The following is an 11,958-nucleotide window of genomic DNA, read 5'->3' on the forward strand; positions in this document are numbered from 1 at the left end:
AAAAAAGTGTTATTAAATTTTTCTATTTTAATGAAATGCTTTTTATTGATAAAAAATATTTGGGAAGCAATTGTATTTATTTTTAAAGAGGTTTATGCTTTCTTGGGTTGATTTAAAACAATTTAAAAGGAGCGTTTACTTATGAATTTCCGAAAGCAATTGTTTGGAATTGTTACATTCGCATGCACATTTTTTTCTCTGTTAGCTGGGGCAGCTACACTGGAGATTAAGCCATATAATCCAGTTTTTGACCGGAAAGATAAAAAAATAAAACCAATTTTTCCTGTTGCTTCAGTCCTCATCACAGGGAAAAAAGATGCCGTTTTGATCGATGCTCAATTTCAAAAGGCATTTGCTACGGACTTAGTTAAGATGATTAAGGATTCCAAAAAAAACTTAACAACTGTTTTTGTAACTCATAAAGATCCAGATTTTTATTTTGGTCTTGATACAATAAAAAAAGAATTTCCAAATGTTAAAATTTTAGCAACTAAATATACTGTAAATGATATTAAGGCTTCGATGGACGGTAAATTGAAATATTGGTCACCTATTTTAAAAGACCAAGCACCAGCAAAAGTCATCCTACCTGAAGTTCTTGACGGAAACTCCATTATGCTTGAGGGAGAAAAAATTGAAGTCATTGGTTTAGACAGCGCTGCTCCTGGAGATACATTCTTATGGCTTCCATCCAACAAAACTGCAGTGGGAGGGGTGATTGTTTATGGCAACATGCATTTATGGGTTGCAGATAATCAGTCTGAAGAATCACGTAAACATTGGTTCGAAGCAATGGATGCTATGGAAAACTTAAAACCAACCAAAGTGATTCCAGGGCACTATTTATCTAAACCGATGAAAATTGAATCAATAAAATTTACCCGTGATTATTTAAAAAAGTTTGAAGAAGAAGCAAAAAAAGCAAAAGACTCTAAGGAACTTATCGGTAGTATGAAGAAACTTTATCCTAAAATAGGTGGAAATACAGAACTTGAAATGAGTGCAAAAGTTATTAAAGGTGAAATGAAATGGCCTATGTGATACTTCCTCTTATATAGGTTTGTATTTTTGATATATAGAAAAGTATTTCAAAAATACAACCTTGAGAACTTGATCTATTTTTAAACAATATAAAAAAATATAAAAATACATTCTCATTTAGCTTCATATACGCTATTATCAAATTCCATTTTATTAAAGGAGAAGTTCGTTAATGGAATTAAAGCGTGGAATTTCTACATGGGGCATCTTGTTTGCTTCTGTCAGTGCAACGATCGGCTCGGGCTGGTTGTTTGGATCTCTATACACTGCCAAAATGGCTGGACCTGCGGCTATACTTGCTTGGTTTATCGGCGCCGTCGCGATTATCATAGTTGCAATGTGTTTTGCAGAATTATCGACGATGTTTCCTGTATCGGGAGGGCTCAGTGCCTTCCCTCTTTTTACCCATGGCACAACAATTTCATTTATTTTGGGTTGGGTTTCTTGGCTTGCATTTATTGTTATTGTTCCAATAGAAGTGCTTGCAGTTATCCAATATGCTGCCACCTTTATTCCATCACTTATGCAAAAAGTTGCTGATTCCGATCAGCTTACTCCTTCGGGTTATATTGTCGCCTTTTTTCTTACGGGAATTTTATTATTAATTAATATTACAAGTGCTCGCATAATGTCGAAAACGAGTTTTTATATTACGATTTGGAAATTGCTTGTTCCATGTTTATTAATTATTCTTTTTCTATATAAATCGCATCATTTTGAAAATTTAACTTCCCACGGATTCGCTCCAAATGGCATGCAAGGTTTATTTGCCTCTTTATCAGTAGGTGGAATTATTCTTGCTTATAATGGTTTTCAACCTGGAGTTGCCCTAGCCGGTGAAACAAAAAATCCACAGCGGAGCATTCCAATCGCAATTGTTGGTTCGATGGTTATCTGTATGTTTATTTATTGCTTTCTCCAATTCGCTTTTATTTTAGCTGTTCCTCCTGAGAATCTCGCAAACGGCTGGAGTGCTTTGACTTTTGCGGGCCAAGAAGGACCTTTTGCGGGTCTTGCAATTATTATTGGTTTGGCTTGGTTTGGTATCATACTTTATTCTGACGCTCTTATTTCGCCATTTGGCAGTGGAGTTATATTTATGGCGGCTTCTGCCCGTGCTTCATATAGTATGAGTAAAAGTAAGTTGATGCCCCATTTTTTTCAATTATTGTCAAAAAATGCTGTACCTATTCCGGGATTGTTAGTGACTTTTATTCTTTCACTCGTAATATTTGTTTGTTTCGATAATTGGCAAGAAATGGCATCATTTTATGCAGCAGCAATTTGCCTCTGCAATGCCGTCATTCCTGTTACATTGTTTGTTATGCGCAAAGATTTTCCTAATTTGCCAAGACCATTTAAGATCTTTTCTTATAAAATTTTCTCAATGTTAGCGTTTTATATTAGTAATATGTTGTTTTATTGGTGCGGATGGCACATTATTTGGAAACTCGATATTGTTATTCTCATCGGAATCGTCATGCTGGCTACCATGAATTATTTTAACAAAAGCCAACTTTCGATTGATCTGAAAGCATCTATTTGGCTAGCTTTTTATTTAATCGCTTTTAACATTGTCTCCTACCTCGGTTCTTACGGCATCGGTGCTCTTAATATTATTGCAAATGGCTATGATTTTGTTTGGATTGCAGTTATCAGCTCTATTTCGGTACTTCTTGCTAGCAAGTATAAACTTGCAAATGTTAAAGCAGAAAAACTTATTCAAGAAACACTAGAATCTATTGAGAATGAAAAAACTAAACTCAGCACTTAAATCTCTATTAAGTGATCTATTTTAAGTGCGGTATTATTTTCATCGTTCGCCAATTTCATTGCAAATTCTCTATAAGACAAAATTTTAAAATCAATTTAGAACATTTTTTAAAATCATATTCTGGAAGTTTTAAAGGTGAAAAATGTTGAGGATTGTACTAGCCACATTGCTGAGTCTTCTTATGTGTGCTTGTTCTCTTGAGCGCAAAGGCATGATAACTATAACTGTGGTGAACAGTGATCAAAAAAAATTACCACAAACTGGGCTGTTTTTGTATGACATCTCAAATGATCCTAAAAATGAAAGAAAATTGATCCAAACACTAACCGATTCCACCGGAAAAGTGATTTGGGAGTTGAATTATTCAAATGTAAAAAAAGTTAAAATTGTTGCAAAAAATGAAAACTTAGAAACACTTTATTTACCAGAAATGAAATATTTTATCACCCCAGCTTGGTGGCAAGAACAAGATATTGAAATATTAATTACTCTCAAAAAAATTTCATTCAAAGAAAATTTGTCACTACTATCTAAAGCAAAGAGCGAAAATAATCTCAAGACGAAAGAAACTTTGCTTGATTTTCCTGACGATCCCATCAGTCAAAGTATAGCTATTTCACAATTTGAGAGCAATTTAACCCCTGAGATTATTAAACCCATTCTTTTTAATACAATCTTGAATACAAATATAAATAAACAGATGAATCTTGATTCTAAAGAAACTGAAATTAAGACGAACGAAAAAGTTACCATAACCGAAAATAAAAATGTGCTTTTTGATGATTCCGTCATTATTGAAGTTTTTGGAGAAGCGAAACCATTGGAAAATGTACAAGTTTATTTAGGGCGAAATGCTACACAGACTGTTTCTTTTGTTGGATCGACAGATATGAAGGGAAATATTGTGATCCCTATGCCGAAAAATAGAAGAGGAGATATGTTTTATTTAAAGAGAAATTCATATTTAACAATGGCAAAACCGATATCATCTGGGAGTGGTCGTCAGAAATTAAGAGTCGATATGTTGCCAGGAAAGAGCACAGAATTTTTATTAAATAATTTTGCCTATGGCTTTGGGCGGGGTATGGATAAGACAGAATTGCACTTTAATTCCTTGAAAGTGGATCAATCCACAATGCTGGGTTTTGTTACGTTGGCAAAGCCATTTGAAGAAAAATCAAATATATCTGTCGTGCAAAAAAATGCGATTCCAGAAAAACTTGAGCCTTCTTTTTTAAAAAAGAATTTGGAATTCTTTAATCTCGTTAATCAAATTCCTGTTATTTTTGTCACTTCTTTATCACCCTATAAACCTTCAGTTGGTTTAATAGAACCGCCGTTGATCGGGTCATTACAAACAAATATGTTATGGAGGCGAATCAGACGGGAATTTTTTTCTCGCTTTATGAATGAATTTTATATGCGGGGAATTATAGCGGAAGACGTGCAAAGAATGGCGAACTCTTTAGAAATGTCGCCACTTGAAATGGCAAAAGCAGGGTGGAAGAACGCTCCTTTTGCAACAGATCTCGATATGATTATGTCAATTCAATTTAAAGATGAAAATGATAAGTTCACAGATATAGAAGGTAAAGTTTATGATAAATCAGGTAGACTGATTTCAGAGAGGATTGTCTCTATAAATGAAAAAGATGGAGAAAAGTCTGCGGCTAAATTATTTTCTTTATTAAGTGCAGATCTCCCTATTGAAGGTTCGATTGTAAAAAAAGCAAAAACTGAAGTAACAATTAATATTGGAAAAAATTATAATATATCGATAGGCGATCAATTCGTGGCTTATATTGGAAAATCTTCTTTTTCCCAACCAGATAAACCCGTTGCACTCATAAAAGTAAAAAGTGTAAATGAGAAAGACAGTCTTGCTGATGTTATAACGGGACTTGATAAAATTGACAAGATAGATGTAATTCGTATAACTCGCTATCCTGAGAAATGGATTCAATCAGAATTGTCTAAGCAAATAGCAAATTCTCAATAATCTTTATAAGGAATTTAAATTGAAAATTGGATTTATTATAGCAACATCTTTTCTATTCAGCGGTTGTTACTCTATCAGTCAAGGATACGGCCAAGTTAAACTCCTCATGAAACAAGAACCCATCAAAGATGTGATAAAAGAAAATAAAGAAACAGAAGATCGACTCAAAAAACTTAAAATAGTTCAGCCTATTTTAGACTTTGCGCAAGCTGAAATAGGTCTGACTCCTGGAGGAAGTTATCAAAAATATATTGCATTGGATAAACCTTATGTCTCTTGGATCGTACAAGCTGCACGAAAGCGTTCCCTTGAGTTAAAAACATGGTGGTTTCCTTTTGTTGGTTCTCAACCCTATTTAGGATATTTTGAGAAAGAAAATGCATTGGAAATGCAAAAAACTTTAATAAATGATGGCTATGACACTGTTTCGGGGGGGGTATCCGCATTTTCACTCTTAGGATATTATCCAGATCCTTTATACTCATCGATAATTGATAATTCAACAGTGCCAGATTTTATAGAAACAATAATACATGAGTCATTGCATAGAACTATTTATATCCCGAATTACTATGCATTTAATGAAAATCTAGCGGACTTCATTGCTAAAAAAGCAACAGTTATTTTTTTAAAAAAGAACCAAAATATTGGAGAAAATCCAGCTTTATATGAGCAACAATATTTAAAAAATCAAATGGTGCAGAAGAAATTCCAAACATTTTTAAATAAAACAAAAAAAGAATTGGATACATTTTATCAAGATATTGCAAATCATTCAGAATATGTAGATGAGGAAAAGTTTTTACTCAAACGAGAAATGGAATTTAATAGAATTGCAGGTGAATACAAAAAATATATGAACGGATTGGAAATTGGCACATCTTATGAGCATTCATTTCAAAAAGGAAAAATAAACAATGCTCTTATTTTGGCTTATTCAGTTTATGAATCAAAACAAGAGCCGTTTGAGATTGCCTTAAAAAATGCGGATGGTAATCTTAAGCAATTGGTGAAAAATCTTGAACTTTGCTTTTCGACTTCTCCGCAGGATGAGCAAGATCTATGGCAGAAGGTTGTACAGTGTAAGACACCTTCTTCTTTAAAAGAATAGTATAAACAACAGGTGGTACAGCAGCGAGAAGAACAATACCGACAACCGCGAAGCTTGCCGTTTCAGACCACATTTCGCTTAAAGCACCTCCACACGTTGGACCGAGTATCATTCCCAAAGAATAAACAAGATTAAATATTCCATAAGCTATATGATAAAGCCCTTTCATTTCTGATTTATCAATTTCATCTGCAAAGGCAGAAAGCACTGGGCTCATGAAAAAGGCAGAAGAGACACCGAGTAAGCTCATTAAAATAAAAAAAGATGGGAGTGTTTGTGTGCTTGCCATCGATAAAAAGAGCACACCGCAAGAAAACATGCCTATAACTATCATTTTAAGTTTACCGTATTTATCAGCAAGTTTACCAACGAAGGGAGATAAAATTCCAAGGGTCAAGACTTGTACACCAAATAATAAACCGATGGTCATACTTGAAGCATCAAATTGGCGCGATACAAATAAAGCAAGAGTGGGTTCAAGCATGGAAATCATGAAAGATTCTAGTAATACAACGGCACACAAGCCAAAAAGAATATTGTTTTTAGAAATTAACTTAACAAAATCAAGATTATTATATTTTTTAAGATTGATAATCACTTCATTTCTATCTTTTAAGAGATAGAAAAGTGCTAAACTGATTATTGTAAATAAAGAAACACCAAAGAACGGTAAATACAATCCACCGAATTCATATAAAAAGCCGGCAAAAGGTGCACCGAGAAGGTGGCCTACGGAAACTCCGACCATAACGGTACCAAGAGCTGTCGATCTTTTTTGTGGATGCACATTCAATGCAACCAATCCTAACCCTGCTGTCCAAGTAATAGCTGCAGAAGCACCTTGTAAAAATCGCGCTAAAAACAGAAGACCGATAGAATTACCAAATGGGAAGAGTATTAAGCTAAAAAATAAGAGAAACCCGCCAAATATAAGAGTGGATTTGTTACCAATTTTTTGTGTCAGAAAATTCACAAATGGTACGCTCAATAAGAGACCAATAGCATAAATAGAAACAAATAAACTTGTCAAGGTGTTGGAGTGATTCAAATATTGGCTTGCATAGATAGGTAATAGAGGAACAACTATTCCATAACTCATAGCATCTACGAACATGGCAAACGCAACAGCAATCACAACAAATATTTTATTATTAGTTTGGTTAGTGACTGCGAACATAGCAGTCCCCCTTTTTATTTATTATTCTGATCTTTAATTTATATTTAACTTTTACATTAAAATTTTTAAAAAGATCTTAGTTAAAATTAAATGTTTTTATTATTTTACCTGTCGCGATTGAATATAGACAGGCTTGAGGGATTTAGGCCGGTCCAGGGCTAGCAGGTAAGAGGCTTGTGCCGTTAGAAATAAATTTCATAAAAACTCCACAAAATCGTGCTCTTATAACTGTATCACAATGATTGCACATTGACAAGTACAAAAAATAAACGTCTATTTTCATTCATTTAAACCGACAAAGCAACTGATTAAAGTCTGATAAGTAACAATTGGTTTATTCTTTGCGTCCATCTTGTCTTTTCGTATTTTTTTGGATAATAGTGAGTTGTATTAATGACAATTAAGAATGCTAAAATGAGGTGTGGAAGCTTGAGGGTTTTCAGAGATTTATATTCATTAATATCATATGCTTATATCTTGGTTGACTTCCATTTTTCTTAGAGGAGACAAAAATGAAGTTATTTTCGCATGTTGAACAAATGGGCCATGAGCAGATTGTTTTCTGCTGCGATAAGGAATCGGGCTTAAAAGCGATCATTGCTATCCATGATACCACTTTGGGGCCTGCGCTGGGTGGCACTCGTCTTTTGCCATATGAAAAAGAAGACGATGCATTTAATGACGTCTTACGCTTAAGCAGAGGAATGACTTATAAAGCAGCTTGTGCGGGGCTGGCATTGGGTGGTGGAAAAGCTGTCATCATAGCTGATCCAAGTCAAAAATCGGAAGCTATGTTTCGCTCCTATGGAAGGTTCGTAGAATCTCTCAATGGACGTTATATCACTGCAGAAGACATGAACACAAATGTGGCAAATATGGATCACATTCGTTTGGAAACTCGTTATGTTACCGGCGTTTCAGCTGGTCTCGGCGGAAGCGGAGATCCAAGTATTATGACTGCAAAAGGAGTTCTCTATGGAATTGATGCGTCCGTAAAATATCGCTTGGGTAAAAGTGAGTTACGCGGAATTAAAATTGCAGTTCAAGGGATTGGTGCTGTTGGAAAACACCTGTGCAAAATGTTACATGACAGAGGTGCTCAACTTTATGTCACCGACATCGACGATCAAAAATTGAAACAAGCACATTCGTTATACAACGCAACAATTGTAACGGAAGCAGAACTTTATGCCTTAGATGTGGACGTTTATGCTCCTTGTGCGCGCGGTTCTGTGCTAAACTCTTCCACTATTCCTAAGTTAAAAGCAAAGGTGATTGCTGGTTGTGCAAATAATCAACTTGAAGATGAAGAAAAGCACGCAAAAATATTAAAAGAAAATAAAATTCTTTATGCTCCTGATTATGTGATCAATGCAGGTGGATTGATAAATGTTGCAAATGAACTCACTGGGTATAATCTCGAGAAGGTTGAATCTGAAATTGCGCGTATTGCTAACACTCTAGATTCAATTTATATCGAGGCGGACAAATTAGGTTTGACAACACAGGAAGCAGCGAAGCGTTTTGCAGAAAAGCGCATTCAAAGTGTTGCAAATTTAAAGACAATGTCGAGTTTTAAACATTCTGCAATTGGTAATATAATAAAGTAACAACATGGATTTAGAAATTAACAGTGATAGTAAATTTTGGCTTATGAAGTCAGAGCCTGATGTTTTTTCTTTTTTTGATTTAGAAAGAAGAGAAAATCAAAAAGAACAATGGGATGGTGTGAGAAATTATCAGGCTCGAAATTTCATGATGAATGATATGAAAGTAGGTGATAAAATATTATTTTATCACTCCAATGCAACCCCTCCTGGAATTGCTGGCCTCTGTGAAGTTGTGGAAGAAGCGAAGCCTGATAACACTGCGCTTGATCCAAAATCAGAATATTTTGATCCAAAATCAACAAAAGAAATTCCACGCTGGTTTGCCGTAACGGTCGGTAAACCGCAGAGGCTTGAGAGTTTTGTTTCCTTAACTGAGATGCGTGAAGAAAAAGAATTAAAAGATATGTTGCTCTTGCGTAAAGGTCAGAGACTTTCTATCTTGCCCGTGTCTCAGCAAGAGTACAGTTGCATTTTAAAAATAGCTTCGAGCAGAAAATAGAGGAACAAAATGAAAAATGTTTATATCGTATCTGCAAAAAGAACTCCTGTCGGTCGTTTTCAAGGCGTATTTAAAACTGTTTCCGCTGCACGTTTAGGAGCAAATGCTATACAGGCCGCAATTGAAGCAAGTGGAGTGAGTAATACCCATATCGATGAAATCATTATGGGCGAAGTTTTAACTGCAGGAGTTGGACAAGCACCTGCAAGACAAGCTGCTATTTATGCGGGCTTACCGGATTCCGTCCAAGCTTTAACGATTGGTAAGGTCTGTGGAAGCGGATTAAAATCTGTCGTTTTAGGAGCTCAATCCATTTTGGTTGGCGACTCTCATCTTGTCATTGCGGGTGGGCAAGAGAGTATGAGCAATGCACCTTATTTATTACCCAATGCGCGTGATGGCTTACGCATGGGGAATAAAGAAATTATTGACTCAATGATTCAAGATGGTCTTTGGGATCCCTATAATAATTTGCATATGGGAAATTGTGCAGAAATTTGTGCAAAAGATTATAAAATAACGCGGGAAGAACAAGATGCTTTTGCTTTAGAAAGTTACAATCGTGCGCGGAGAGCAATGGATCAAGGATTGTTTCAAAACGAAATAGCACCGGTTTCAGTAGTTTCATCTAAAGTAACAACTGAAGTAACAGAAGATGAAGAACCCAAAGCAGCAGACCTCGCTAAGATGAAGAGTCTTAAACCTGCTTTTGAGAAAGATGGTACAATTACTGCGGCCAACGCTTCTAAAATAAATGATGGCGCTGCTGCACTTATTTTAGCGTCAGAAGAAGCAGTTAAAAAGTATAATTTAAAACCATTGGCTAAAATTATAAATTGGGCAGGGCATGCTCAAGATCCAAAATGGTTTACAACAGCGCCTATTGCAGCTATCCAAAAAGTATTGATAAAAGCAAAATTATCATCCCAGGATATTGATTTATATGAAATCAATGAAGCATTTGCATTGGTCGCTATGGCGGCTATGCGGAAATTAGAAATTCCCCATGAAAAAGTGAATCCCAATGGTGGTGCTTGTGCTATAGGCCATCCTATTGGTGCAAGCGGTGCGCGCATTTTAACAACACTTACACATTCTCTTATTCAGCAAAAAAAGAAGTATGGTCTTGCGACTCTATGTATTGGTGGGGGAGAAGGTATTGCAATGATTATTGAACGTGTCTAAAATCAAAGTATTTTAAAGGATGTTAATTTATGAAATCGGTTGGTAAAATTTCTTATCGAAATAAAGTTCTCTTTGGCAGTGTTCGTGCAAAAATCTCAATTTGGTTGAGTTCATTTATTGGGAAATTAAAAAAATAATTTCTATTTGGAAGTATTTATTTGCAGTATTTTTTTTAACACTTAAAATAATTCCTTCTTTTGCTTATATCAATCAAACAATTAAATATTTTTGATTATTTGTGATATACTATAAATCGCGTACTTTTTTCTTTTCTGCCTAGTTTCGGAAATTATAAATATATTTTAAAAGCGCTTTAAATATTGTGTCTTTTTAGTTTTAAATCTTGTAAAAATAAACCACAAGAAATAAATAGGGAGAGTGATAAAATAAATTACACAATCAAGGACTCAGTCGAGCCTTGTGAAAATTTTTATGAATACGTCTGTTCAAATATTCGGGATAGCTTTAAAACATCACTTAATAATAGTTCTTACTTATTTGCGAGCATATTTAGGGAACATGCACAAAAAATAAAAAAAGAAATTGGTATTTCAGTTGACGAACAAACAAAAATAAATTTTTTTAAAGAAAAATGCATTAAAATTGGAAAAGGACCGCAGAGATGCCAAGAGCTGGGAGAAAATTTTTATTTACAAGAGGTGTATGCAAAAAATATAAATAAATTTATCGAAAAATATTCAGAGAGAAAAGAGAAAGTTATAAATATTTTTAATAATCTAAAGATAACTGCGGTAAAAAAAATTAAAGACAGCTCTTATCTTAAAGAAAGTAATAAAAATATTGCAATTAAGAAACTCAATGAATTACGACTCATTATTATTGAACCCAGAATAGAAAAAGTGGAAAATGATTTATTAATTAATATAAATGACAATGAGTTAGAAAAGGAAAATAAATATGATTTTTTTAATAGTATGGCTTTTGCAAGAGATGAAGAAAATACAGTTTACATTGGATTAAGTGTTATAAATATCTTAGCAGCTCCTGCTGCGAGTGTTTTGAATGAAAATCGAGTGGCTTTTATTCTTGCCCATGAGTTTGGTCATATAATATTAATTCCTTTAAATCGTAGTTTATCAAACATTAGAGAATCTTTATTACAAGAATTTAATAACTTACCTGAAAATTCTATCATTTTACCAAACATTTTAAATATTTCTTATGGTCAGCAAACTTTTTTCGAAAATTTATCCGACTTATTAGGTATGATGAACGTTTATGAGAATTCTCTAGAAAATAAAGTAACAGAAGATGAAAGTATAAAATCAAGCGAAAAAGCAAGCGTTGATAAAGATTTCTTTATAGCCTATGCAAGAAATTTTTGTGCAACTAAAGAGGTAGAAAATAAACCCTTAGTGAGAGAAAAAAATGGTCAAAAGATTCCAATTGATTTGCATGCACGACCAATTTATCGTGTGAATTTGGGAGTGAAGCGCATGGCAGACTTTTCAAAGTTATTTCAATGCTCTGCAAAGCATAAATTGAATTTTGATCCATATGCAGAATTAAAAATATGGTAAATATAATATCATTTTGATTTA

The 11,958-nt window shown here is 34.2% G+C and carries 9 protein-coding genes; 8 read left to right on the forward strand and 1 reads right to left on the reverse strand.

Going from position 1 to position 11,958, the window contains the following annotated elements:
- Positions 1 to 141 precede the first annotated feature (141 nt).
- The 4 genes from EZS29_RS06450 (at position 142) to EZS29_RS06465 (ending at position 5,925) form a co-directional block, all read left to right on the forward strand.
- Entirely contained in the window at positions 142 to 1,041 is a 900-nt protein-coding gene (locus EZS29_RS06450; RefSeq protein ID WP_130607732.1) for an MBL fold metallo-hydrolase, read from the forward strand.
- 172 nt (positions 1,042 to 1,213) lie between these two features.
- Positions 1,214 to 2,815, forward strand: a complete 1,602-nt coding sequence (locus tag EZS29_RS06455) for an APC family permease (RefSeq protein ID WP_130607734.1) — start codon at positions 1,214 to 1,216, stop codon at positions 2,813 to 2,815.
- A gap of 142 nt (positions 2,816 to 2,957) precedes the next feature.
- Positions 2,958 to 4,814, forward strand: coding sequence for a hypothetical protein (locus EZS29_RS06460; RefSeq protein ID WP_130607736.1), 1,857 nt, complete (start codon positions 2,958 to 2,960; stop codon positions 4,812 to 4,814).
- Between the two features lie 19 nt (positions 4,815 to 4,833).
- Positions 4,834 to 5,925 carry an aminopeptidase gene (locus EZS29_RS06465; protein WP_130607738.1) on the forward strand — a complete coding sequence of 364 codons (1,092 nt, stop codon included), beginning with the start codon at positions 4,834 to 4,836 and terminating at the stop codon, positions 5,923 to 5,925.
- Here the strand turns inward: EZS29_RS06465 and EZS29_RS06470 are convergent.
- Positions 5,813 to 7,102, reverse strand: a complete 1,290-nt coding sequence (locus EZS29_RS06470; RefSeq protein ID WP_130607740.1) for an MFS transporter — start codon at positions 7,100 to 7,102, stop codon at positions 5,813 to 5,815. The two genes, EZS29_RS06465 and EZS29_RS06470, sit on opposite strands and share 113 nt — an antisense overlap.
- Positions 7,103 to 7,614: 512 nt before the next feature.
- On the opposite strand from EZS29_RS06470, the gene EZS29_RS06475 reads away from it, so the two are divergent.
- The 4 genes from EZS29_RS06475 to EZS29_RS06490 all read left to right on the forward strand — a co-directional run bounded on the left by EZS29_RS06475 (position 7,615) and on the right by EZS29_RS06490 (position 11,937).
- The gene (locus tag EZS29_RS06475; protein ID WP_130607742.1) at positions 7,615 to 8,712 is read left to right on the forward strand and encodes a Glu/Leu/Phe/Val family dehydrogenase; all 1,098 of its coding nucleotides are present in this window, start codon (positions 7,615 to 7,617) and stop codon (positions 8,710 to 8,712) included.
- Between the two features lie 4 nt (positions 8,713 to 8,716).
- Positions 8,717 to 9,211, forward strand: coding sequence for an EVE domain-containing protein (locus tag EZS29_RS06480; protein WP_130607744.1), 495 nt, complete (start codon positions 8,717 to 8,719; stop codon positions 9,209 to 9,211).
- A 9-nt stretch (positions 9,212 to 9,220) separates the two neighbouring features.
- Positions 9,221 to 10,396 (forward strand): thiolase family protein, encoded by a 1,176-nt coding sequence (locus EZS29_RS06485; protein ID WP_130607746.1) that lies wholly within the window; start codon positions 9,221 to 9,223, stop codon positions 10,394 to 10,396.
- A 320-nt stretch (positions 10,397 to 10,716) separates the two neighbouring features.
- Complete coding sequence (locus EZS29_RS06490; protein WP_130607748.1) at positions 10,717 to 11,937, forward strand: M13-type metalloendopeptidase; 1,221 nt, start codon at positions 10,717 to 10,719, stop codon at positions 11,935 to 11,937.
- The last annotated feature ends 21 nt before the right edge of the window (positions 11,938 to 11,958 follow it).

The organism is Fluviispira sanaruensis (assembly GCF_004295685.1).
Classification (GTDB): Bacteria; Bdellovibrionota_B; Oligoflexia; order Silvanigrellales; family Silvanigrellaceae; genus Silvanigrella; species Silvanigrella sanaruensis.